Raw genomic sequence first — 21,256 nt, 5'->3', positions numbered from 1 at the left:
AGGCGATATATGGCACTTCAAGTAATCGACCAGACAACAATTTATCCTAATGGAGATATTGGCGATGACGCATACATCGCTTTCTCCAAGATCAATAGCATGTTCTCGGAGGTATACGCGTCCATCGACCAGCTCCCGAAGTTGTACAGGTCCGTCGGACAGAACTTGCTGATCAATAGCGATTTTCGCGTCAACCAGCGAAACTTTGGCGGTGGCGCATTAGCCGCTGGTGCTTTCGGCTACGACCGCATGTTCGCAGCCCCTGGAGGGTGCAACGTCAGCGTCAATCAATCGACCGGCGTCATCACTCACACGAGTGGCACATGGTGCCAAGCCATTGAGGCTCCGCGAGATGCTTTTGGCAAAACGCTCTGCATTGCCGTCGATGACCTGAGCGGCGGCAACTTGACTGTGGACGTCGGAGGCGTCGCATCTGCGATCACGCCGGGCGCAGGGCGCCGCTACGTGAATCTTGTCGCTCCAGTCGGTAGCAATACGGGTAATTTGCTCGTGAAGTTCACTGCGGCAAGCGCCACCTACCGCAACCTCGCAATCGTGCGCGGCGCAGATTTTGTGGGCTTCCAGTACAGATCACCCGGAGAACAGGCGGCACTGTGTCAGTGGTACGCGGCAGCCGGAAACCTGTTCATGCGCGGCGCCACATCCCAGCAAACAGGTGTCGGCCTATACGTCGCTGCAGCCATGCGTGCCGCACCGGCAGTTACCTTTTCCAATGTGAGTTATGTCTACGGCTGCTCTGGTATCGGGTCGAACGCTTACAAATCTGGCGTTGAAGTATTCGTGAACGCAAACCAGGCGTTTGCATTCGGTGCTGGGTATTTCTTCGATGCGGAGATCACGTCATGAGCTATCGGCTGACGGAAAATTGGGATCGCGTTATCCGGATTGCTGACGGTGCCACCATCCCGCGGGGGCACCGTTGGTGGGATGATTTCGAGGATTACTGCGCTAGCGGCGGCGTACCGGAGCCGTTCGCACCACCGGAATCTCCGGAGTCGCTGCGCGCGGAATTGCGCGCTGCGGCGACCCAGCGCCGATGGGAGTGTGAGACAGGCGGCATCACTATCGGTGGCGTGCAGGTCGGTAGCACCACCGAGGACCAGAACCGAATCAGCACGGTCCTCGCTGCCGCAGACCTGGGTACAGTCGATCGAGTCGACTTCAAGGCGAACAGCGGCTGGGTGACGCTCACGCTCGCCGAGATCAGAGGCATCGCAGCGGCGATCAGTGCGCACGTGCAGGCTTGTTTCACCGCCGAACGTGCACATCATGAAGCGATTGACGCCATCGACAGCCTGGAGGCATTGCAGGCGTATGACGTCGACCTTGGATGGCCGGCATGAGCATCCTCGCCGACATTCAGACCCTGGAGCCAGGCGCGCGCGTGACGGTGTTCGAACTGGACGTGACCTCGCTGGGTGCCGACTCGCTGCTGTTCCATTCGCACCTGCAGTCAAACCCGATTGTTTGGCAGGGCCAGGTCTATGACCCCTGGCCGGTTGAGGCCACTGGCTTCGAGCGCACCAGCGACCAGCCACCGAACCCGCGCCTGCGGGTCGGCAACATTGATGGCACCATCACAGCGTTATGCCTCCTGTTCGACGACCTGGTGGGTGCGCGGATCATTCGTCGGCAGACCTTGGCCAAGTACTTGGATCCGGCCAACTTCGCAGGCGGTAATCCTACCGCTGACCCTGACGAGCACTTCCCAGACGAAATCTGGTTCATCGAGCGCAAGGTCAGCGAAGACCACGAGGTGGTCGAGTTCGAGCTGGCCACCGCAGCGGACCTCAACGGAGAGCAGTTGCCCGGCCGCCAGATCATCGCCAACACCTGCAGCTGGATCATTCGCGGCGGCTACCGCGGCCCGTACTGCGGGTACAACGGCCCGCCTGTCGCTGACATCAACGACAACCCGGTGAGCGATCCGTCGCTGGATATCTGCGCCGGCAAGGTCCGCTCCTGCAAGTTGCGCTTTGGCGCGAACAACCCGCTGCCTTACGGCGGCTTCCCCGCCGCCGGTCTGCTGCGCACGTAGCGCGCGGCCGACATCCATCACACCAAGGCCTGCCATGTGCGGGCCTTTTTCATGGGCGACTACATGGAACACGCAACGCTTCTGGCTATCCAGGCGCACGCCGCTGCGGAATACCCGCGCGAGTGCTGCGGGCTGATTGTGCTCTCTGACGCCGGGGAGAAGTACCTGCGGTGCCGAAACGTGGCGACCACGCCCAGCGAGCATTTCATCCTGCCGGCTGAGGACTACACCACCGCAGAGGATGCCGGCCAGATTGTGGCGCTGGTGCACAGCCACCCCAACGCGTCGGCGCACGCATCGGATGCGGACAAGGCGATGTGCGAAGCCAGCGCGCTGACCTGGCACATCATCAGTGTCGGCCAGGTCGACGGCGTGCCGGAGTGCGGTGAGGTGCAGACCATCAAGCCGAGCGGCTACGTCGCGCCGCTGGTGGGGCGTCAGTTCGCCCATGGCGTCCTCGACTGCTACACGCTTGTGCGCGATTTCTATGCTCGGGAGCTGGGCATCCAGCTGTCGCATTACGAGCGTGCCGACGATTGGTGGAACAACGGCGGCGATCTTTACTCGCTGGAGCGTCTGCAGACAGAGGGCTTCTCCGAGATCCAGGACGATCCGCAGCGCGGCGACATGATCGTGATGCAGGTCCGTGCGCCGGTGCCGAACCATGCCGGCGTCTATCTGGGCGAGGGTCAGATGCTGCACCACCTCGCGGACCGCTTGTCCGCGCGCGTGCCCTACGGCGGGTACTGGGCAGACCGCACCGTGCGCGTTGTGCGCCACAAGCTCGCCGCCGGCGGTGCCGTATGAGCATGCATGCAGTGCCCAAGGTGCGCGTGGTACGCCTGTACGGCGTCCTGCGCGCCAAGTTCGGGAAGGAGTTCCGGCTTGCAGTGGCATCGCCGGCTGAGGCTGTCCGCGCGCTATCAGTGCAGCTGCCAGGGTTTCAGGCATTCCTCATGGGAGCCAAGGACTGCGGCCTGACGTTTGCCGTGTTCAACGGCCGCCGCAACCTCCGCGAGGACCAGCTGCACGATCCCCCTGGCGATGACGCGATCCGCATTGCACCGGTGTTGCAGGGTTCCAAGCGTGGAGGAGTGCTGCAGACGATTGTGGGTGCTGTCCTGGTGGTCGCTGGTGTCGTGCTGAGCGCTTACGGCTTGGGAGCGGTGGGCGTTCCCCTGACCAACGCTGGCATCGCGATGGTTATCGGAGGCGTGGTGCAGATGCTGTCGCCGACGCAGAAGGGGCTTGGCACGCAAGACAGTCCGGACAACCGTCCGAGCTATGCCTTCAACGGACCAGTCAACACGCAAGCGCAGGGCAACCCGACACCGGTGGCATACGGCGACACGTGGACTGGCTCGGCTGTTATCAGCGGCGGAATTTATGCGGAGGATCAACAATGAGTGGTGATGCACAAGCGAGGGCGATGACTCTGCAGGGCGCCAAGAAGGGCGCCAGCTCTGCCCGCACTCCGGTAGAGACGCCGGATAGCCTGCAATCGATCGCCTTCGCCAAGATCATCGACCTCATCAGCGAGGGAGAAGTTTCGGGGCTCAAGGATGGCCTGCGCTCGGTCTACCTGGATGGAACCCCTTTGCAGGCCGCTGATGGTGGCTTCAATTTCCAGAACGTGCGGTTCGAGACGCGCGCAGGCACGCAGGATCAGGAGCACCTGGCTGGCTTCCCAAGCGTCGAAAACGAGAACTCGGTAAACGTCGAGCTTCGTAGCGACCAGCCTGTCGTGCGCAGCTTTACCAACTCGGATCTCTCCGCCATCCGAGTGCGCATTGCGGTTCAGGCGCTGCAGAAGACCAACACCAAGAACGGCGATATCGAGGGTCACAGCGTCAGCTACGCGATCGACGTGGCCACGGACGGCGGTGCCTTCAACACGGTGATCTCTAACGCCTTTACCGGCAAGACCACCACGCTCTACGAGCGCAGCCACCGCGTCGACCTGCCCGGGGGCAGCCAGTGGCAGATCCGCGTGCGCCGTCTCACGCCCAACGCCAACAGCGCTACGATCGCAGACACCACGCTGGTGCAGTCGATGACCGAGATCATCGACGCCAAACTGCGCTATCCCAACTGTGCTCTCGCCGCATTGGAAGTGGACGCCAGCCAGTTCCAAGCCATCCCAACCCGCGCCTATCGCGTTCTGGGCCGCATCGTGTCCGTGCCGAGCAACTACGACCCGCAGGCGCGCACGTATGCCGGCATCTGGGACGGCACCATGAAGCCGGCTTGGACAAACAACCCGGCTTGGGTGTTCTACGACCTGGTCACAAACGATCGGTTCGGGCTTGGTCACCGTATCCCCGCAGCCTGGGTTGATCGTTGGAGGCTTTATCAGATCGCGCAGTACTGCGATCAGTTGGTGAGCGACGGGCAGGGCGGAAAAGAGCCGCGCTTCACCTGCAACATGTACCTGCAGACGAGGCAGAACGCCTACAAAATGCTGCAGGACATGGCGGCGGTGTTCCGCGGCATCACCTACTACGCCGCAGGGCAGGTGCTCGCCTCGGCAGACATGCCGCAGGACCCGGTCTACACGTTCAACCAGACCAACGTCATCGACGGCCGGTTCGTGTACTCCGGCTCTGCGCGCAAGGTGCGCCACACGGTCGCTCTGGTGTCCTGGAACGATCCGGACGACTTTGGCCGGGCCAAGGTTGAGACGGTCGAGTATCGACCGGGCATCGCACGCTACGGCATCCAGCAGGTCGAAGTGGCGGCCATGGGCTGCACTTCGCGTGCGCAGGCGCAGCGCATCGGGCTGCACATCCTGTACACCGAGAACCTGGAGACCGAGACCGTCACGTTTGGCGTAGGCCTCGAGGGTGTGGTGCCGCAGCCTGGCGACATCATTGAGGTGGCCGACCCGAAGCGCGCCGGCCGCCGCAATGGTGGGCGAATCAAGGCTGGCGCCGCGCGCTCTGTCGATCTCGACGTGGTGCCGCCGGGCCTGAGCGTGGGCGACACCATCCGCGTTCTGGGCAGCAATGGCCGCAGCCAGGGCCGGACGATCAGCGGCATCGCGGGGAACACGGTCTCTGTGGCAGTGCCGTGGGACAGCGTGCCCGTGGCCACTTCCGTATGGGTGGTGTCCACCGCTGAGCTGGCGCTGCAGGCTTTTCGGGTGCTTGCCGTCGCCGATGGCGATGGTGGCGAGAACGCAATCACCTACCAGATCACCGCGCTGGAGCACGTACCGCAGAAGTTCGCCGCGATCGACGATGGCGCACGCGTCGAGCTACCGCCGATCAGCATCATCCCACCCGGCGTGCAGCCGCCGCCCACCAATGTGCGGTTGTCGTCGCACAGCTTTGTCGAGCAGGGCATTGCGCAACACGTGCTGACGATTGCCTGGGATCCGGCAGACAAAGCGATCGCCTACGACGTCGAGTGGCGGCGGGACGATATGGCATGGGTGAAGGCCGGCCGGGCCACCACCACCAACCTGGAAGTGCGCGGCATCTACGCCGGCCAATATCTGGCGCGCGTGCGCGCGGTGAACGCGCTCAATGCAGTGTCCATGCCGGCGCTGTCCGCGCTTACCGAAATCACGGGCAAGATCGAGCCGCCGCCGTCGCTGGCCAGCCTCACCGCCACTGGCATCATCTTCGGCATCGAACTGTCTTGGTCGTTCCCTCCCGGTGCTACCGACACCGAGCGGACAGAGATCTGGTACAGCCCGGCCAACAACTTGGAGGTCGCAACCAAGCTGGGCGACTTTGCATATCCGCAGGCGAAGCACTCAATGCTCGGCCTTGCAGCCGGTGCGCGCTTCTTCTTCTGGGGGCGCTTGGTTGATCGAAGCGGCAACATCGGTCCGTGGTATCCGCTCACAAACGGCGTCATGGGGGAGAGCAGCACCGATGCCACGGCAATTCTCGCGTACCTGGCCGGCAAGATCAGCCTGACCGAGTTGTCGCAGGATCTCCGCCTCCCGATCGAGTCCATCAGCGACCTGGTGCCGCTGGTATGGGACGAAGCGGCGACCTACAGCACCGGACAGACGGTCGTGCGGGGCGGGATCATCTGGAGCTGGGTGCCAGCGGAGCCGGGCAACGAAGAGCCGCCGGGCACGAAGTGGCAGAACGTCGGCAACGCGATCGCTGAGGCTGGTGCCATCGTGGGCGAGGTCAATTCGCTCAAGCTGCAGATCAATGATCCGGAGAGCGGCCTGGCAGCCATTGGCGAGCGCACGGAAGGCCTGGTGGCCCAGATCAGCAACAGGCATGCGGGCGATCGAGATTGGCATGCGGGCGACCGCAACGTGTTCGCAGGAACGCGTACCTGGCAATCGGTCATTGCGGAAGGTGATCGTGCCCAGGCCCAGCGCCTGGACACGGTGGAATCATCAATCGGCGATGTGTCTGCGAGCGTGCAGCAGGCGAGTCAGACCGTCGTGGCGCTAGACGGCAAGATCAGTGCCACCTACACGGTCAAGGCGCAAATCACGAGTGCGGGCCAAATCTACATTGCCGGCTTGGGTGTAGGCGTCGAGCAGCAGCAGGACGGCAGTTTCCAGAGCCAGATTCTGCTGCAAGGTGACCGTGTCGGTGTGATCAACGTCGTCAACGGTCAGGTGGTCTCTCCATTTGTGATCCAGGGCGGCCAGACGTTTATCAACCAGGCACTGATCGGCAATGCCTGGATCACCAACGCGATGATCGGCGACACCATCCAGTCGAACGGTGTGGGCGCGAATGGCCAGCCGCGCTGGAAGCTCGACAAGAACGGCACGCTGTCGATGAACGGTGCGAACAACGGAGGCTTCATGACGCTCAACGAGCAGGCGCTGCGATTCTGGAACGCTGCTGGCAGCGTTGCGTTGTTCGAGGCAGGGGAGCTGCTCTAATGGCGCGCGGTATTCGGCAACGTGATCTAGACGGCAACATCCTGATCGACATTTCAACGCGCATCACCAGCAAGTTTGGCGCAATCAGCATCGCGGCGGGCTCCAGCGGATCGGTCGCCGTCCCGGCTCTCGGCACCAACGAGATTTACTTCTGGTTCTCCGCCAGCAGCAGCGCTCAGTTTGCCCAGGCGCCGCTGTTCACCGTGGACGAGCAGGCCGGGACGATCAGCTGGAATTACGGCGGGGGCAGCAACATGGGCGCGCAGATCGGCGGCGTGCTCACATACGGGAGGTATTGAATGGCCCTTGGCGTGAGGATCCGCCCCGAGGGCGGGAACATCATTCAGATCGACACGCGCTACGAAAACCTCGCGTTGAAGCAGAAGGGCACTGTTACCGCTGTCGGGGCCAGTTCGGGAGGTGCGGCTCAGGGTATCGGCTTCGCCACCGTCACCGTTGGCGGTGGCAACTCCCCGCTCATCGCCGTCACCTGCGCCTCGTTTGTTGGCCTCCGCAATCGATCCCAGAGCGGGAGCACCTTTACCTTTGAGCTTGTGTGCGAAACGGCGAACACGGAAATCCAGTACTACGTTTTTGACACAACGGATGTGGCGCAAATGGCATTTGTGATGAGCAAGGGGGTACGGTTCCGCGACCCGGCCACCGGGCGCATCGCTTTCGACTCGCGTTACAAGTACATGCGGGTGATCGGCCGCATGCGGGCCACCGCAGGTACTGCGCAGACTGACTTTCCGACACAGGCGGACGGCGTGGCGATCGCGCTAGGGCACACCGGTGCGTCTTACACCATCGTGAGCGGACTCATTGGTGGCGGCCCTCGCTGGATGATGGATCGCCTTGGCTATGTTGCAGGCGTTCGGTATACGCCGGGAACAGCGTCAGCAAAGGGCATCAATACGTACTACGACCATGCCGAGGGCAACCAGGGCCCACCACCGGCGCCGCCCGGAACGTTTGGGACCATGCAGGTGGATTGCCTACTGCTCAACGTCCGCAACTACTGAGCAGACTCTACGCGGCGCACACCAGTGCGGTCCTGAAACTTGATGCTCCAGGGAGTGATCAGATAGCCCGGCCGGCGGTAGTAGATGGCCGGGATGTGATCTTCGCGCGCGTCCTTCGCGATGCCGTTGACCAGCAGATAGGGTGCCGCGGTCTTCGGCACCTCGCACCAATCCTGCCGCCCATCGGTCTTCAGCGTCAGGCTATAAGGGCCGGCACCCAGGACCTCGCCACACACGATGGAGCGGGTGCTCACCGACACGGCACGGGCGCGCGGCGCGATCCGAGCCACGAAGTCGTCAAGGCTCTCACCCGCAGCGGACATTTCGCTGTGCAGTTCCTTTGTCTGGCTGGATTTCGCCAGCGATCGATCGGCGGCGAAGGCCGAAAGGGTGGCGCCAAGCAGCGCCAAGGTGGCGGTGGCGAGGACTGGATGCATTACGTTCTCCTGATCGGCTACACCGGTCATTGCCGGCGGCGCGAGATCATCTCGGCGCGCAGCCAAGATGCTCGGCGCGTGCTCAGGAAAAAACGTTCATTTGAAGGCGCGGCGCACAGCCCTGGTGAGGAAAAATCCGACCCCACTTTGCGGTCCCACCCGATATCTGCGACCCCATGCCGGTGGCAACCTACACATGCCGGACGCGGGGCCACAGGCCGCTCACCCGCGTGGCGCCTGAGCAGCGCCGGTCCGGCTCTTATACGAAACCGTCGAGGTCTTCGCGTGCCAGCACGCCCAAGCGGTAGCCCCATGACGCCACCAGTTCAACGATGGTTGGCGCCTCCGCTGGGAATGCATACAGCAGCTCCGCCTCGAACTGGTTGAGCACTTCCAACGGCTCTGAAGCACAGGCGAGCCGCTGCTGCAGTTGTTCGAAGAGGCTGGGTGCGCTGGTATCCATGCAAAGCAGTCTACGGCGCCGCGTCTCAAGCGGTGAGACGTGCCGGCCGATACTGGCGGCATGGATAGAGCCGAACTCCGAACCCATCTGGAAAGCCTCGATGCCGCGGTGCAGCCGCTGCTGAAGAGCAGCCCCGACCGGTGTCACTTCTGGCAAGCCTTCGCCGGCATGGCCGACGTTATTGGCGACGGCGCCGTCACGGGCGAGGACGCCCAATTCGTTTCCCGGCGGCTCGACGAGATCTTGGCTTGGCATGGCCTTGAAGACGCCGGCCGCGACTGCTGAGGGACCGCCATGTGCTACTCCGCCGAGATCCAGGCCGATTACCGCAAGCTCGTGCGCCACTACGGCGCCACCATGTCGCTGAAGGAATTCGCGAAGCTGTGGTTGCGCCAGAACGACGTCAAGCGGCCCAAGACCCCGAAGGCGATGGACGATGCCTTTCGCGCCGGCGGGGAGGGTGAGCTGGCGAACATTGCCACTGAGCTGGCTGCCTGGGATGCCGAGGACACGCAGACCCTGGAGCAGGAACTGTTCAAACAGGCCTGGCGCCTGGCCGATGCCGAGCGGGTGCTGGCCAGCGGCAAGCCGACCAAGAAGGCAGCAACCGACCAGCGCATCGCCACCAGCAAGATCGAGCAGATCAAGGGCCGCATCGCGGACCTGCAGCGGACCGAAGCCAAGGCGCGGGATTACCGCATCTTCCCGGGCTACTACGCGCCGGTGATCATCTCCGAGGGCGGCCAGCGCGTCATCAAGCCGATGCGCTACCAGTGTCGGCCCGCCGGCAGGCCGCCGATCTACGACACCAAGTATCCCGGCACCTACAACGCCCGCAGTGACAACCTGCAGGGCTTCTGGCGCGAGCAATTCGGCTATACCCATGGCTTGGTGGTCGTCGGTCGCTTCTACGAAAACGTGGAGGGGCCCGACGGCAAAAACCGTGTGGTGCAGTTCCAGCCCAGCGACCGCGAGCCAATGCTGGTGGCCTGCCTGTGGTCCCGCTGGACAGATCCGGCCGGCGATCAGCCGGACCTGCTGAGCTTCGCGGCCATCACCGATGAGCCGGAGCCCGAGGTGGCGACTGTTGGCCACGACCGGACGATCATCAATATCAAGCCCGAACACGTCGACGCTTGGCTCAACCCGGATCCGCGCAACCTGGATGCGCTGTACGCCATCTTCGACGACAAGCGGCACCCGTTCTACAAGCACCGGCTAGCAGCATGACCAGCAGCAGCGACAACCAGGATAGATAGCCATGCCATCCCGATCTGCACATCGCGCCGCACTTCAGCGATCTAAGGAGCCGAGCGCCATTGCTCCCGAAGGTGTGACGCTGCCGTCTCTCCCGCTCAACATGAACTGGCACAACCCCGTTATCGGCGGGAACGTCGATCGAGGCGAATGGAACCTCTTGCGTGTCGGTCCAGGAGGGGCAGATGTCCTGGCAAGGGTTCGGCGTAATGGGGAGACTGAGGCAGCTGTGTCGCTGACGATCACCGGAAGCCCAATGGTACCGCCGCCTGTGACGTTGCCGATCGCTCAGGCTCTCGAGGTGGCGGCCGAGTTCGCACGCAGTCTAGCCCGCTAGTTCAGAAGCTCTGCCCTAGCCCGGCCCGTCCCGTATCAGGCCGTCCCAGGCCGTCCTAGGCCGTCCTAGGCCGTCCTAGGCCGTCTCAATTTGCGCAAAGTGGACCTAAAGTTAGCCAGATATCAGCCGAAGATGAAAGGAGTGCCGGAAATGTGAAGTGACGCGATCTGGCAAGTCATTGACGGGAAAGAACTATTTTTGTTTTCGTGACGATGACCTTTGCTGCTTCGACTTTTGCAACTTGAGCCACTGGCAAACTGCACTTTTATGCAGCAACATGCGCCGCAAGCTGAGGAGCACCACTAGAAGTGAGCACCGCAAGGGGCCATTACGAAGCCAAGAATGCTAAGTGGCACTGTGAGAGAGGCACCACTGATGAAGGTGCACAGGAGATGGCCATGATGGGCCTTGTATCGACGGATCGCGGATCCTTCGATGTTCAAAAAGCGATCGCAGCGATCGGCTACTTGGTCGAGCAGACCGGCGAGTCAATGTACTCGTTGATGAAGATGATGTACCTGGCCGACAAGATCCACTTGGAGCGGTTCGGGCGCTTCATTGCTGGCGACAGCTACGTCGCAATGGAGCAAGGACCGGTTCCTAGTCATGCGTACAATTTGGTGAAGTGTGTCAGGGGGGATGTGCAAGATGCGGCCTTAAGCGAGGCCTGTCGGTACTTCGAATACACCCGCAGCACTCATGAGTTGAAAATGAAGATCCAGCCCGACTATGACGAGCTGTCTGGGTCTGATGTGGATTGCTTGGGCGAGGTTGTAGGAATTTATCAACGTCTGGGTAAATGGGCGGTTCGCGACCTCAGTCATGACGACGCGTGGGCCAAGACATGGCAGCGAAAAAAGGGCGGAAGGCTGGTTAAAGCAACTGAAATGCCCATGCAGGTAATTGCCGAGCAATACGACGAAGCGGAAAAGGTCTTAAAGCATCTCAAGGACAGTGCTCCCGGAGAGGCTCACTAGTAGAGAGTTTGTTGATCACGGATGAATGCGCAACTCGGTATCTCATTAGGTGATGTTTTCTTCCTGCGTTGCACGCTTTGTGCTCCTCCGAAAGATAAGTTCTTCGTAGTAGTTCAGACTTCGCCGCTACGGATGGTGTTGATCAATTCTGAGCGGACTGAATTTGCGCAGGCTAGTACTGCTCACGTGAAGGCTCAGCCGCAAATCTTTGCGTCTGAGCATATATTTCTAACTCATGACAGCTTCGTGGCCTGCGACCAAATAAGTCATGAATATTCGATTGAAAAGTTGCAGGCACAGCTCCTGCGCTACCCTTCTATAAGACGTGGAAAATTGCATGAAAATGCAATGCGGGTAGTTGGGCCAGCGCTTTGCGACAACCATCTTCTCCCACAAAAGTATGTCAAGGATTTAAAGGGGATATGGGTTTGGACGCCGACTAGTTAGTTAAGACTTCGCAGCTCATCCATGTAGTCTGCCCATCTTTGCATCATGCGAACGCGCTCTCCCAGGTGGGTGGTCCGGTTGTAAGCCCTGCCGTTCGGATCCTTGACTGCGTGCGCCAGCTGGTGCTCGATGATGTCGGGCCTGAACCCCAGCACCTCATCAAGTATTGTTCGAGCTGTGGCGCGGAAGCCGTGGCCGGTCACTGTGCCTACCTCGTAGCCCATGCGGCGCAATGCGGCGTTCAAAGCGTTGTCGGACATCGGGCGTTTCGCTGTTCTGGCGCTGGGGAACACGTAGCGCCCCTGGCCGGTGAGCGGCTGCAGCTCGGCCAGCACTGCGAGCGCCTGCCGCGATAGTGGCACCAGGTGCGGCTGCCGCATCTTCATGCGCACCTCGGGGATGCTCCAGCGCGCTGCGTCGAGGTCGAACTCGGACCACTCGGCCTGCCGCAGCTCGCCGGGACGGACGAACACCATCGGGGCAAGCGCGAGCGCGCATCGTGTGATGGGGCTGCCCATGTAGCCGTCGATCGCGCGCAGCAGCTGGCCCAGCTCGCGGGGATCCGTGACTGCGGGGTGGTGTCGCTGTGGCGCGGGCGCCAGCGCGCCGCGCAGGTCTGCCACTGGGTTTCTGCTGGCGCGGCCGGTGGCGATTGCATAGCGCATCACTTGGCCGCAGTTCTGCATGATCCGGTGCGCCGACTCGAAGGCGCCACGCTTCTCGATGCGCCTGGCCACTGCCAGGAACTCAGGAGCATCCAGTTCCGCCGCCGGCCGCGCGCCGATGTAGGGGAACACGTCGTTCTTGAACCATCCGACCACCTTCACGCGATATCCCTCCACCCAGCTGCGTTTTTCCAGCCACTCGTTGGCGATCACTTCGAAGGTGTTGGCGCCGAGCATTGCGCGCGCGGCGGCGGCAGCTTTCTTGTGCTCGCCCGGGTCGATCCCCTGGGCCAGCAGCTGGCGGGCCTCTTCGCGGCGCTGGCGGGCGAGGGCCAGTGGAACCTCGGGATAGACGCCGATGGCCAGCAGCTTCTCTTTCCCTGCGAATCGGTACTTCCAGCGCCAGTAGCGACCACCGTTCACGGCCACCATCAAATACAGGCCGCCCCCATCTGAGAGCTTCTGCGGTCGATCAGTGGGCTTGGCACGGCGTATTGCAAGGTCAGACAGGGGCATTGGGGGTATCTGTGTCAGCCGGTCGGCGAGATACCCCAATATGTACCCCCAACGTCGCAGGGCTTGATACGTTCACGTACGCACCGTGTCGCACATGAAAAAGGCCGAGAACCCTTGTTTTACGGGGGTTCCCGGCCTTCTCAGGACCTCGTCGGTCCGCTCATTGGTGGAGGTGGGCGGAATCGAACCGCCGTCCGGAAGCACTCCATCCCCAGCACTACATGCTTAGCCCTCCGTTAGATCTCGTTCCCAGGCAGCACGGTTGGCAAAGCGCACCTGGAAACCAGCCTGCTTTATCTGACCGGTAGCTGACAGGCAGCCACTACCGATGGTTCCGTGATAATGACCCTACACCTACGAGCACGGGCACAAGTAGGTTCGGGGGTTCGCCTTAGGCGGCTGTAGAACTACAACTAAAGCCAATTAAGCGGCGATAGCGAAGTCCGAACCGTAGTTGTCATCGTTGGCAACTAAAAGTTTGCTGCTGGATTAACGAGGAAAGCTGCCCCCTCGGCATGCGCCAAGCGACTTCGCGACCCCCGTCGAAACCAGTGCACCCCCGGGGAAAGCAGTAAAACGCTGACCGGCTCAGTGTAGGGATCGGCGCGCCCTGTCACAAGTAGTGAGATGCGCAGCGCTTACAGTGGCTTCAGTCCCGTACCGGACGGAACAGTCTGCAAACGAAGGAGCGATGCGATGGCGACAGGCAAGCCCCCACGTTCGAAACCTGCACGCGCGCTGCCGCGCAAGGCTGCTGCTAGCACGCAACATGCGGCGCGGCCGCGCGCTCCGCGTGCGCAGCAAGCCGGCGCCGAGGAGCCCAAGGCGACCCGCGTGCAAGGCAAGGCGCGTACGGTGATCTACATCCATGGCATCGGCAACAAGCCGCCGGCCGATGTGCTGCGTTGCCAGTGGGACAAGGCCTTGTTCGGGCGGCCCATGGGCGAGCGCACGCGGCTGGCGTACTGGGTCAATCGCGAGCGGTATCCAGTGGCCGAGCCGGGCAATTGCGATGCGCGCGATGTGGGTCCGGCGCTCAATCAAAGTGTGCAGCGCGCCTTGAGTACGCTTGGCCTGGTGCCGGGCGAACAGGACCTGCACCTGTTGGCAGACGCGCTGGCGCAGAGCGAGCAGGAACGTGCCGATCTGCATCGGCTGCTGGACGAGCTTCAGGGCACGTCCGTGCCCGGCAGCGTGCAGGCCAAGGGGGCCATCGATGCGATCAACCGGGTGTTGCTACGGCTGATTTCCGCCGCATTGTTGCAGGACGTACATGACCTGTTCTTCGTGCCGGACCGTGCGGCGCTGATACGCGAAAGTCTGGCGCAGCGGCTGCGCGCAGGCGGCGGGCCATTCGTGGTGGTGGCGCACAGCCAGGGTTCGATGATCGCCTTTGATGTGCTGCGCCAGCTGAAGGCCGCCGACTGCGAGGTCAGTTTGTTCCTCACCCTGGGCTCGCCACTAGGCTTGCCGCAGGTGCGTAGCATGTTCAAGCGCTGGACCGGCACGCGCAAACTGCCGTTCCCCGAGTGCGTACAGCGCTGGATCAATGTGGCAGAAACGCGCGACCCGATCGCGCTGGACCCGGACCTCACCGACGACATCGCCAATGCGAAAGGACGTTTCGAAAACCTGGCCGCTGCGCGTTTGAATCCGGACTGGCAGCACAACCCGCATTCGGCGTCGGGTTATCTGTCGATTCCGCAGGTGCGCGCCGCGGTGCGCCAAGCCGTGGGTGTGGGTTTCGATCAGCCGGTGTCCAATGCAGTGCTGATCAAGGACCTCAGCGAACAGCTGGAAGCGCATGGCCCGGAGTACCGACACGATGTGCTGATCGAACTGGATCGGCGCGTGTTGGGGCACGACCCCGCCGGTGTGCGCGCATTGCTGTTGCAGCATGTGCGTCAGGCCGCTGCGCGTACCACCGGCCTGAGCGGCGATGCGCTGGATGAGGCGATCGAGCTGGAAGACAGCCTGCAGCGTTTCGTGTCTGCGCGGCTGACCCGGTTCGAGATCGAATCGCTGCAGGATCGCTACCGCGCGTTGGGCTTTCGGCGGGTGTGGCGCGATGCCGGAAAACGCGCGTTGATCCATGTATCGGGTAACGTGCTGCATGCCGATGCGGCACGCACGGCGTATCGCGCGCGCGGGCAACAGATCGGTTGGGCGGTGATGGATACCGGCATCGCGGCCGATCACCCGCATTTTTTTTCGTCAAGGGTGAGCGCGACAACGTGGTGGCCCAGTGGGATTGCACGCGACGCGGTGCGCCCAAACGGCTGACCCGCGGCGATGGCACGGCGTTTACCCGGCTCGATCGGCATGGCCACGGCACGCATATCGCCGGCATCATCGCCGGGCAGTGCCGCGCGTCGATCCCGGATGCGAGCGGCACGCCCGGCCGTACGCTGGAAGTCTCCGGCATGGCGCCGGAGACCCAGTTGTACGGCTTCAAGGTGCTCGACGATGCCGGAAACGGGCGCGATTCGTGGACGATCAAGGCGGTGCAGCAGGTGGCCGACATCAACGAGCGCGCCGGCGAGCTGGTCATCCATGGCGTCAATCTGAGCCTGGGCGGCTGCTTCGACCCGGAGAGCTACGGCTGCGGGTTTACGCCGTTGTGCAACGAATTACGCCGGCTGTGGCGGCAAGGCGTGCTGGTGGTGGTCGCGGCCGGCAACGAAGGCCTGGCCTGGTTGATGCGCAACGACGGTGACGCATATGCGGCCAACATGGATCTGTCGATCAGCGACCCGGGCAATCTGGAAGACGCCATCGTGGTCGGCTCGGTGCACAAGAGCAGCCCGCACAACTATGGCGTGTCGTATTTTTCCTCGCGCGGGCCGACCGCCGACGGCCGCAGCAAGCCGGATGTGGTTGCGCCAGGGGAGAAGATCCTGTCGGCCTACTACGACTTCGACCCGAACGACCCGTCCAGCCTGATGGTGGAGATGAGCGGCACCAGCATGGCCGCACCGCATGTTTCCGGCGTGCTGGCGGGCTTCTTGTCGGCGCGCCGCGAGTTCATCGGCTTCCCGGACCGGGTCAAGCAATTGCTGCTGGATACCTGCACCGACCTGCAACGCGACCGCTATGTGCAGGGCAGGGGAGTGCCGAATTTGATGCGGATGCTTGGAGCGACGTGATTCGGAGCCGTGAGTCGGGATTGGGGATTGGCAAGAGCGGTGTGGCTTAGCCTCGCCGCTCTCCAGGTGTGGATCGCAAGCCAGCAGTGCAAAAAGCCACGCAAAACCGCTGTAGCCAATCCCTAATCCCGAATCCCAAATCCCGGCCCCTCAGGCATCACGATTATGCCGCCGCATTACGCGCTGCTTGTCGCGCTGCCAGTCGCGGTCCTTGGCGGCGTCGCGCTTGTCGTGATTCTGCTTGCCCTTGGCGAGGGCGATTTCCAGCTTGACCTTGTTGCTGCTCCAATACAGCGCGGTGGGCACCAGGGTGTAGCCTTCGCGCTCCACGCGGGTGAGCACCTTGTCGATCTCGGCCCGGTGCAGCAGCAGTTTGCGGTCGCGCCGTTCCACGGGCACCGTGTGGGTGGAGGCCTGGATCAGCGGCGTGATCTGCGCGCCGATCAGGTAGATCTCGCCCGAGCGCACATAGGCATAGCCATCGACGATGTTGGCGCGGCCGGCGCGGATCGCCTTGACCTCCCAGCCCTGTAGTGCCAGGCCGGCTTCGTAGCGTTCTTCCAGGTGGTATTCGTGGCGCGCACGCTTGTTCAACGCGATGGTTTTCGTGGCCTTCGCGCCGTTTGCTTTATCCTTGGTCTGTTTCTTGCTCATCCGCCCATTGTCGCCGATTCGGTGTCGTCAAACGATCTTCCGTCTTTCACAAGTTAGCGAATGCCTACCATCCGTCGCAGCGCCCTGGTCGAACACAGCGCCACCCGCATGTTCGATCTGGTCAATGATGTCGCCGCCTACCCGCGCCGTTTCGGCTGGTGCGACGCTGCCAATGTGCTTGAGCAGGACCAGGCGCACATCGTGGCGCGCCTGGATTTGGGGCTGGGCTCGTTCCGCACCTGGTTCACCACCGAGAACATCCTCGAGCGCCCGGAGCGCATCGTCATGCACCTGCGCGATGGCCCGTTCAAGCGCCTGGAAGGTTTGTGGGAGTTCCAGGCGCTGGGCGAGGGCGCCTGCAAGGTGAGTCTGACCCTGGAGGTCGAAACCAGCTCGCGACTGCTTGGCCCGGCGCTGGCGCTGGGGTTTCAGGGCTTGGCCGACCGCATGGTCAACGACTTCGTGCGCGTCGCCGACCGCGGCGACGTCTAGGGTGCGCGCCGGCATGCGTATCGAGGTCGTGCTGGCCTGGCCGGATCGCTACAGCTCGGTGCAACTGGAATTGCCGCAGGGCGCAACGGTAGCCGAAGCCGTCGCCACGTCCGGTCTGGCGTTGGAGCAGGCCCCTGCCGCGCATGCGGTGCACGGACTGATCGCGCGACCGGAGCAGGTATTGCGCGATGGCGACCGGGTCGAATTGCTGAGGCCGCTGTTGCTGGACCCGAAGGAGGCGCGGCGGCGGCGTGCCGGACCAAGCAAAAAAGCAGGCTCAAATAGCTAGCGATTCCCAGCGCTGCGAAGCAGGTCAGGTCGCTGCAAAGCCGGCGCTGCTGGCCTTTGCCCCGCAAAATCAGATGTGTTCTATGAGTCGAACGGGCCCGCTTGGACCTACGACATGCCGGACAAGGCGCGGCGGATCGGTCCTGGCGGCAGCCCTGCGAGGTCACTGAAGCGCCCTCTTGGCATCAGGCAAAACGAAAAACGCATCCGTTCGAAGGGATGCGTTTTGGTCCGATCAGACGATCACGACACCGTCGAGCAGCGGTATCAACGGCCGCGTTGCTTCTTCTTGTCGCGTGCCAGGTTGCGGCCGAACTGCTTGGGTGCGGCTTTGGCCAACTGCTCGTCCTGCGACGGGAAATAGTCGCCTTCCCAGCGCGCGACCTGTTCGTTCTCGAAGAACACCGTGAAATTCTTGATCTCGGTACGCGCCAGGCGGTCCACGCGCTGCGTGGAGGTGTAGTCCCAGCGCTGGGCATGGAACGGGTCGGGGATCGAGGGCGTGCCCAGCAACGCGCTGACCTGCTGCTTGCTCTGGCCTACCTGCAGTTGCTCCACGGCGTTCTGTTTGATCAGATTGCCCTGGTAGATCGGCTGCTTGTAGATGATGCCGCAGCCAGCGGTGGAAAGAGCAATGGCGGCGACCAGCAGGAGATTACGCATCGGGGATTAAGTGCTGAGGAAATCACGCCGATGATACACTTCCGCCGGTCGCCGCGACCCGTTTGATGGCAGCTGGCGCTAAATCGCCAATGAACGGAGAACGTATGGAAACCCACGACCTGCGCAAAGTCGGGCTCAAGGTGACCCATCCGCGCATGCGGATCCTGGAATTGCTCGAACAGAAGAGCAACCAGCATCACCTCAGCGCAGAAGACATCTATCGCCAACTGCTCGACCACGGCGATGAGATCGGGCTGGCCACGGTGTACCGGGTGCTGACCCAGTTCGAGGCGGCCGGCTTGGTGCTGAAGCACAATTTCGAAGGCGGGCAGGCCGTGTACGAGCTGGATCGAGGCGGTCACCACGACCATATGGTCGACGTCGATACCGGTCATGTGATCGAGTTCGAGAGCGAGGAGATCGAGGCGCTGCAGCGCCAGATCGCCGCCAAGCACGGCTACGAACTGGAAGAGCACTCGCTGGTGCTGTACGTGCGCAAGAAGCGTCCGCGCTGAGTTCGGTGTCTGCAGAGATGTAATGACGGGGCGGCTTCGGCCGCCTTGTGCGTGCTGGGGCGTGTTGGTGGGTTTGCTGCAGGCCCATGCCCCCATCCGCCCTTCGGGCACCTTCCCCCCGCAGGCGGGGGAAGGGAGCAGGTGGTGGTCGGTTGCAGTGCAACCGACGGATGCGGTGCAACCGACAGATCACGCGCAGCCAGGCATCGCTTCTCCCGCTGGCGGGAGAAGGTGGCGCGCAGCGCCGGATGCGGGGATACCGTTTGCGCCTGTTGCGCCTGTTGCGCCTGTCGTGGTCGCGTCGCAGAGGGCTTGCCCCCATCCGCCCTTCGGGCACCTTCCTCCGCAGGCGGGGGAAGGGGGCAGGTGGTGGTCGGTTGCAGTGCAACCGACAGATGCAGTGCAACCGACAGATCACGCGCAGCCAGGCATCGCTTGTCCCGCTGGCGGGAGACGGTGGCGCGCAGCGCCGGGTGCGGGGAGATACCGTTTGCGCTTGTTGCGCTTGTTGCGCTTGTTGCGCCTGTCGCGCCTGCCGTGGTCGCGTCGCGGAGGGCTCGCCCCCATCCGCCCTTCGGGCACCTTCCCCCGCAGGCGGGGGAAGGGAGCCTTGTCAGCCGGGAAGGGAGACTCGTCAGCGGGGGAGGGAACGGGGACTCTGAATTTGCGAGCGCTCGACGCGATCAGGCGCTCTGCAGTAGCTTGCGAGCCGCTGCGCGTGCTTCCTTGCTCACTTCCACGCCGCCCAGCATCCGCGCCAGCTCTTCCTGGCGGGCCTGCGGGCCGAGCAGTTCGACCGCGCTTTGGGTCATGCCGTCCACCGGCGCCTTGCTGACCCGGTAATGCGCGTGGCCCTTGGCGGCGACCTGCGGCAGGTGGGTGACGCACAGCACCTGGCGCTCTTCGCCCAGCGCGCGCAGTTTCTGCCCGACGATGTCGGCCACCGCGCCGCCGATGCCCGAATCCACTTCGTCGAACACCATGGTGGGCACGCTGTCCAGGCCCAGTGCGGCCACTTCGATGGCCAGCGAAATGCGCGACAGCTCGCCGCCGGAGGCGACCTTGCGCAACGCACGCGGGGGTTGCCCGGCGTTGGCGGCGACCAGGAATTCCACCCGTTCGGCGCCGTTGGGATCGGGGCGGGCGCCCTCGTGCGGCTGCAGCTGGATCAGGAACTGCCCGCCGCCCATGCCCAACTCGCCGATCAACGCGGTGGTGGCGGCCGACAACGCCTCGGCGGCGGTGGTGCGGCTGTCGCTGAGCGCGCCGGCCGCACTGCGCCAGGCGGCGGTGGCGGTTTCGATGTGCTTGTCGAGCTGCTGCAGGCGCTCGTCGGCGCCGCGCAGGCTCTCGACCTCGGCAGCCAGATGATCGCGATGCGCGGCCAGCTCGTCCGGCGTGACGCGGTGTTTGCGCGCCAGGTCGTGCAGACGGCCGAGGCGGCGCTCCATCGCCTCGAATTGGGCCGGGTCGGCCTCCAGGTCGTCGCGCACGCGGTCGAGCAGGGCCAGCGCTTCCTCGATCTGGATGACAGCGCTGTCCAGCAGCGCGTCCACCTCGCCCAGGCGCGGTTCGTGCTCTGCCACGCGCGACAAATCGTGGCGGCTGTCCTGCAACAGGCCCAGGGCGCTGGCGCCGTCGTCGCCGTTGAGCTGCTGGGCGACGCTGTCGCAGGCGCCGATCAGCGCGGTGGCGTGGGCCTGGCGGCGGTGATTGACGTCCAGTGCGGCAATCGCGGCCGGGTCCAGGTCCTCGCGCTCCAGTTCGGCCAGTTGGTGCTCCAGGAAGCCGATCCGGTCGGAGACATCGCCCTGCGCCGACAGCGCATCGCGCTCGTCCAGCAGCGCCTGCCATCGCTGGCTGGCCTGGCGCACCTGCTCGCGCTGGGCGCTGTTGCGGGCATAGGCATCGAGCAGGGCGAGCTGGCTGTGCCGGGCCATCAGCGCCTGGTGCTCGTGCTGGCCGTGGATTTCCACCAGCTTGGAGGCCAGTTCGGCCAGCTGCGAGGAGGTGACCGGGCGGCCGTTGATCCACGCGCGCGAGCCACCGTCGGCGCGGATGATCCGGCGCAGCTGGCATTGCGCCTCGTCGTCGAGTTCGTTATCGGCCAGCCAGCCCAGCCCAGGGTGCTCGGCCGGCAGCTGGAACTCGGCCGACAGTTCGGCGCGCTCGGCGCCATGACGGACCACGCCGCTGTCGGCGCGCAGGCCGGACAGGAAGCCCAGCGCGTCCACCATCAGCGACTTGCCGGCGCCGGTTTCGCCAGATACCACGGTCATTCCCGGCCCGAATTCCAGTTCGGTGGCACGGACAACGGCGAAATCCTTGATCGAGAGGTGTCTGAGCATGAGGTCGAGTGTGAATGCTTTGGGGAAGCTTAGGGTGGCAGGGGCAGACGGGGAATCGGACGCTTGCCATCCCCGGGGCCAGACATTATCTATGCGCTGT

21 protein-coding genes, 1 other RNA gene and 1 pseudogene are annotated in these 21,256 nt (G+C 63.4%); 16 read left to right on the top strand and 7 right to left on the bottom strand.

All coding sequences use genetic code 11. The annotated features are described in order from the left end of the window. Positions 1-9 precede the first annotated feature (9 nt). Genes ACCQ03_RS10475 through ACCQ03_RS10440 form a run of 8 tightly spaced genes read left to right on the top strand, consistent with a single transcriptional unit; the run spans position 10 to position 7,951 of the window. The gene (locus ACCQ03_RS10475) at positions 10-867 is read left to right on the top strand and encodes a hypothetical protein (RefSeq protein WP_209226538.1); all 858 of its coding nucleotides are present in this window, start codon (positions 10-12) and stop codon (positions 865-867) included. Beyond that, the gene (locus ACCQ03_RS10470; RefSeq protein ID WP_209226536.1) at positions 864-1,364 is read left to right on the top strand and encodes a DUF4376 domain-containing protein; all 501 of its coding nucleotides are present in this window, start codon (positions 864-866) and stop codon (positions 1,362-1,364) included. The genes ACCQ03_RS10475 and ACCQ03_RS10470 overlap by 4 nt, the downstream gene beginning before the upstream one ends. Next, on the top strand, positions 1,361-2,059 hold the full coding sequence (locus ACCQ03_RS10465; RefSeq protein WP_209226698.1) for a phage minor tail protein L: 699 nt from the start codon (positions 1,361-1,363) through the stop codon (positions 2,057-2,059). The genes ACCQ03_RS10470 and ACCQ03_RS10465 overlap by 4 nt, the downstream gene beginning before the upstream one ends. A gap of 51 nt (positions 2,060-2,110) precedes the next feature. Beyond that, the gene (locus ACCQ03_RS10460; protein WP_244664064.1) at positions 2,111-2,866 is read left to right on the top strand and encodes a C40 family peptidase; all 756 of its coding nucleotides are present in this window, start codon (positions 2,111-2,113) and stop codon (positions 2,864-2,866) included. Next, positions 2,863-3,465, top strand: a complete 603-nt coding sequence (locus tag ACCQ03_RS10455) for a tail assembly protein (RefSeq protein WP_209226533.1) — start codon at positions 2,863-2,865, stop codon at positions 3,463-3,465. The genes ACCQ03_RS10460 and ACCQ03_RS10455 overlap by 4 nt, the downstream gene beginning before the upstream one ends. 23 nt (positions 3,466-3,488) lie before the next feature. Continuing rightward, the gene (locus ACCQ03_RS10450) at positions 3,489-6,926 is read left to right on the top strand and encodes a TipJ family phage tail tip protein (protein ID WP_244664065.1); all 3,438 of its coding nucleotides are present in this window, start codon (positions 3,489-3,491) and stop codon (positions 6,924-6,926) included. Beyond that, the gene (locus tag ACCQ03_RS10445; RefSeq protein ID WP_209226528.1) at positions 6,926-7,225 is read left to right on the top strand and encodes a hypothetical protein; all 300 of its coding nucleotides are present in this window, start codon (positions 6,926-6,928) and stop codon (positions 7,223-7,225) included. Before ACCQ03_RS10450 ends, ACCQ03_RS10445 begins: the two co-directional genes overlap by 1 nt. Next, the gene (locus tag ACCQ03_RS10440) at positions 7,226-7,951 is read left to right on the top strand and encodes a hypothetical protein (protein WP_209226525.1); all 726 of its coding nucleotides are present in this window, start codon (positions 7,226-7,228) and stop codon (positions 7,949-7,951) included. Here ACCQ03_RS10440 and ACCQ03_RS10435 read toward each other — a convergent pair. Both ACCQ03_RS10435 and ACCQ03_RS10430 read right to left on the bottom strand, forming a co-directional pair. Beyond that, positions 7,945-8,388, bottom strand: coding sequence for a hypothetical protein (locus ACCQ03_RS10435; protein WP_209226523.1), 444 nt, complete (start codon positions 8,386-8,388; stop codon positions 7,945-7,947). The genes ACCQ03_RS10440 and ACCQ03_RS10435 overlap by 7 nt on opposite strands. 259 nt (positions 8,389-8,647) lie before the next feature. Beyond that, positions 8,648-8,851, bottom strand: coding sequence for a hypothetical protein (locus tag ACCQ03_RS10430; protein WP_209226521.1), 204 nt, complete (start codon positions 8,849-8,851; stop codon positions 8,648-8,650). Positions 8,852-8,911: 60 nt separating this feature from the next. Here ACCQ03_RS10430 and ACCQ03_RS10425 point away from each other — a divergent pair, with 60 nt between their 5' ends. From ACCQ03_RS10425 to ACCQ03_RS10410, 4 genes are all read left to right on the top strand, one after another. Next, positions 8,912-9,136 (top strand): hypothetical protein, encoded by a 225-nt coding sequence (locus ACCQ03_RS10425; protein WP_209226517.1) that lies wholly within the window; start codon positions 8,912-8,914, stop codon positions 9,134-9,136. A gap of 9 nt (positions 9,137-9,145) precedes the next feature. Next, entirely contained in the window at positions 9,146-10,081 is a 936-nt protein-coding gene (locus ACCQ03_RS10420; RefSeq protein WP_209226515.1) for an SOS response-associated peptidase family protein, read from the top strand. A gap of 756 nt (positions 10,082-10,837) precedes the next feature. Next, the gene (locus ACCQ03_RS10415; protein ID WP_506185207.1) at positions 10,838-11,422 is read left to right on the top strand and encodes a Panacea domain-containing protein; all 585 of its coding nucleotides are present in this window, start codon (positions 10,838-10,840) and stop codon (positions 11,420-11,422) included. 21 nt (positions 11,423-11,443) lie between these two features. After that, on the top strand, positions 11,444-11,869 hold the full coding sequence (locus tag ACCQ03_RS10410; RefSeq protein WP_209226511.1) for a hypothetical protein: 426 nt from the start codon (positions 11,444-11,446) through the stop codon (positions 11,867-11,869). On the opposite strand, the gene ACCQ03_RS10405 is transcribed toward ACCQ03_RS10410, so the two are convergent. Together ACCQ03_RS10405 and ssrA are read right to left on the bottom strand one after the other, a co-directional pair. Further along, positions 11,866-13,050: a tyrosine-type recombinase/integrase gene (locus ACCQ03_RS10405; RefSeq protein WP_506185206.1), complete on the bottom strand. Its 1,185-nt coding sequence runs from the start codon at positions 13,048-13,050 to the stop codon at positions 11,866-11,868. The two genes, ACCQ03_RS10410 and ACCQ03_RS10405, sit on opposite strands and share 4 nt — an antisense overlap. A 164-nt stretch (positions 13,051-13,214) precedes the next feature. Continuing rightward, positions 13,215-13,611: a transfer-messenger RNA gene (gene ssrA / locus ACCQ03_RS10400) on the bottom strand. A 135-nt stretch (positions 13,612-13,746) separates the two neighbouring features. On the opposite strand from ssrA, the pseudogene ACCQ03_RS10395 reads away from it, so the two are divergent. Next, a pseudogene (locus tag ACCQ03_RS10395) lies at positions 13,747-16,196 on the top strand (S8 family serine peptidase). 150 nt (positions 16,197-16,346) lie between these two features. Here ACCQ03_RS10395 and smpB read toward each other — a convergent pair. Then, positions 16,347-16,850 carry an SsrA-binding protein SmpB gene (gene smpB / locus ACCQ03_RS10390; protein WP_005913721.1) on the bottom strand — a complete coding sequence of 168 codons (504 nt, stop codon included), beginning with the start codon at positions 16,848-16,850 and terminating at the stop codon, positions 16,347-16,349. 60 nt (positions 16,851-16,910) lie between these two features. On the opposite strand from smpB, the gene ACCQ03_RS10385 reads away from it, so the two are divergent. Both ACCQ03_RS10385 and ACCQ03_RS10380 read left to right on the top strand, forming a co-directional pair. Beyond that, positions 16,911-17,342, top strand: a complete 432-nt coding sequence (locus ACCQ03_RS10385; protein WP_005913723.1) for a type II toxin-antitoxin system RatA family toxin — start codon at positions 16,911-16,913, stop codon at positions 17,340-17,342. A gap of 1 nt (position 17,343) precedes the next feature. Next, a complete protein-coding gene (locus ACCQ03_RS10380; RefSeq protein WP_170922369.1) occupies positions 17,344-17,631 on the top strand; it encodes an RnfH family protein in 288 nt (95 codons plus the stop codon). 266 nt (positions 17,632-17,897) lie between these two features. On the opposite strand, the gene ACCQ03_RS10375 is transcribed toward ACCQ03_RS10380, so the two are convergent. Beyond that, on the bottom strand, positions 17,898-18,293 hold the full coding sequence (locus ACCQ03_RS10375; RefSeq protein WP_008577244.1) for an outer membrane protein assembly factor BamE: 396 nt from the start codon (positions 18,291-18,293) through the stop codon (positions 17,898-17,900). 104 nt (positions 18,294-18,397) lie between these two features. On the opposite strand from ACCQ03_RS10375, the gene fur reads away from it, so the two are divergent. Beyond that, on the top strand, positions 18,398-18,808 hold the full coding sequence (gene fur, locus ACCQ03_RS10370) for a ferric iron uptake transcriptional regulator (RefSeq protein WP_005988392.1): 411 nt from the start codon (positions 18,398-18,400) through the stop codon (positions 18,806-18,808). A gap of 683 nt (positions 18,809-19,491) precedes the next feature. On the opposite strand, the gene recN is transcribed toward fur, so the two are convergent. Continuing rightward, complete coding sequence (recN, locus tag ACCQ03_RS10365; protein ID WP_057679953.1) at positions 19,492-21,156, bottom strand: DNA repair protein RecN; 1,665 nt, start codon at positions 21,154-21,156, stop codon at positions 19,492-19,494. Positions 21,157-21,256: the final 100 nt, after the last annotated feature.

Origin of the sequence: Xanthomonas sp. NCPPB 3569, from assembly GCF_041475645.2 — a bacterium.
In the GTDB taxonomy this organism is placed as follows: Bacteria; Pseudomonadota; Gammaproteobacteria; order Xanthomonadales; family Xanthomonadaceae; genus Xanthomonas; species Xanthomonas phaseoli.
This window is presented reverse-complemented; position numbering and strand designations above follow the sequence as displayed.

Coding starts and splice junctions, on each gene's coding strand:
- ACCQ03_RS10475 (WP_209226538.1), top strand. CDS start 10: ATGGCACTTCAAGTAATCGACCAGACAACAATTTATCCTAATGGAGAT.
- ACCQ03_RS10470 (WP_209226536.1), top strand. CDS start 864: ATGAGCTATCGGCTGACGGAAAATTGGGATCGCGTTATCCGGATTGCT.
- ACCQ03_RS10465 (WP_209226698.1), top strand. CDS start 1,361: ATGAGCATCCTCGCCGACATTCAGACCCTGGAGCCAGGCGCGCGCGTG.
- ACCQ03_RS10460 (WP_244664064.1), top strand. CDS start 2,111: ATGGGCGACTACATGGAACACGCAACGCTTCTGGCTATCCAGGCGCAC.
- ACCQ03_RS10455 (WP_209226533.1), top strand. CDS start 2,863: ATGAGCATGCATGCAGTGCCCAAGGTGCGCGTGGTACGCCTGTACGGC.
- ACCQ03_RS10450 (WP_244664065.1), top strand. CDS start 3,489: ATGACTCTGCAGGGCGCCAAGAAGGGCGCCAGCTCTGCCCGCACTCCG.
- ACCQ03_RS10445 (WP_209226528.1), top strand. CDS start 6,926: ATGGCGCGCGGTATTCGGCAACGTGATCTAGACGGCAACATCCTGATC.
- ACCQ03_RS10440 (WP_209226525.1), top strand. CDS start 7,226: ATGGCCCTTGGCGTGAGGATCCGCCCCGAGGGCGGGAACATCATTCAG.
- ACCQ03_RS10435 (WP_209226523.1), bottom strand. CDS start 8,388: ATGCATCCAGTCCTCGCCACCGCCACCTTGGCGCTGCTTGGCGCCACC.
- ACCQ03_RS10430 (WP_209226521.1), bottom strand. CDS start 8,851: ATGGATACCAGCGCACCCAGCCTCTTCGAACAACTGCAGCAGCGGCTC.
- ACCQ03_RS10425 (WP_209226517.1), top strand. CDS start 8,912: ATGGATAGAGCCGAACTCCGAACCCATCTGGAAAGCCTCGATGCCGCG.
- ACCQ03_RS10420 (WP_209226515.1), top strand. CDS start 9,146: ATGTGCTACTCCGCCGAGATCCAGGCCGATTACCGCAAGCTCGTGCGC.
- ACCQ03_RS10415 (WP_506185207.1), top strand. CDS start 10,838: ATGGCCATGATGGGCCTTGTATCGACGGATCGCGGATCCTTCGATGTT.
- ACCQ03_RS10410 (WP_209226511.1), top strand. CDS start 11,444: ATGAATGCGCAACTCGGTATCTCATTAGGTGATGTTTTCTTCCTGCGT.
- ACCQ03_RS10405 (WP_506185206.1), bottom strand. CDS start 13,050: ATGCCCCTGTCTGACCTTGCAATACGCCGTGCCAAGCCCACTGATCGA.
- smpB (WP_005913721.1), bottom strand. CDS start 16,850: ATGAGCAAGAAACAGACCAAGGATAAAGCAAACGGCGCGAAGGCCACG.
- ACCQ03_RS10385 (WP_005913723.1), top strand. CDS start 16,911: ATGCCTACCATCCGTCGCAGCGCCCTGGTCGAACACAGCGCCACCCGC.
- ACCQ03_RS10375 (WP_008577244.1), bottom strand. CDS start 18,293: ATGCGTAATCTCCTGCTGGTCGCCGCCATTGCTCTTTCCACCGCTGGC.
- fur (WP_005988392.1), top strand. CDS start 18,398: ATGGAAACCCACGACCTGCGCAAAGTCGGGCTCAAGGTGACCCATCCG.
- recN (WP_057679953.1), bottom strand. CDS start 21,156: ATGCTCAGACACCTCTCGATCAAGGATTTCGCCGTTGTCCGTGCCACC.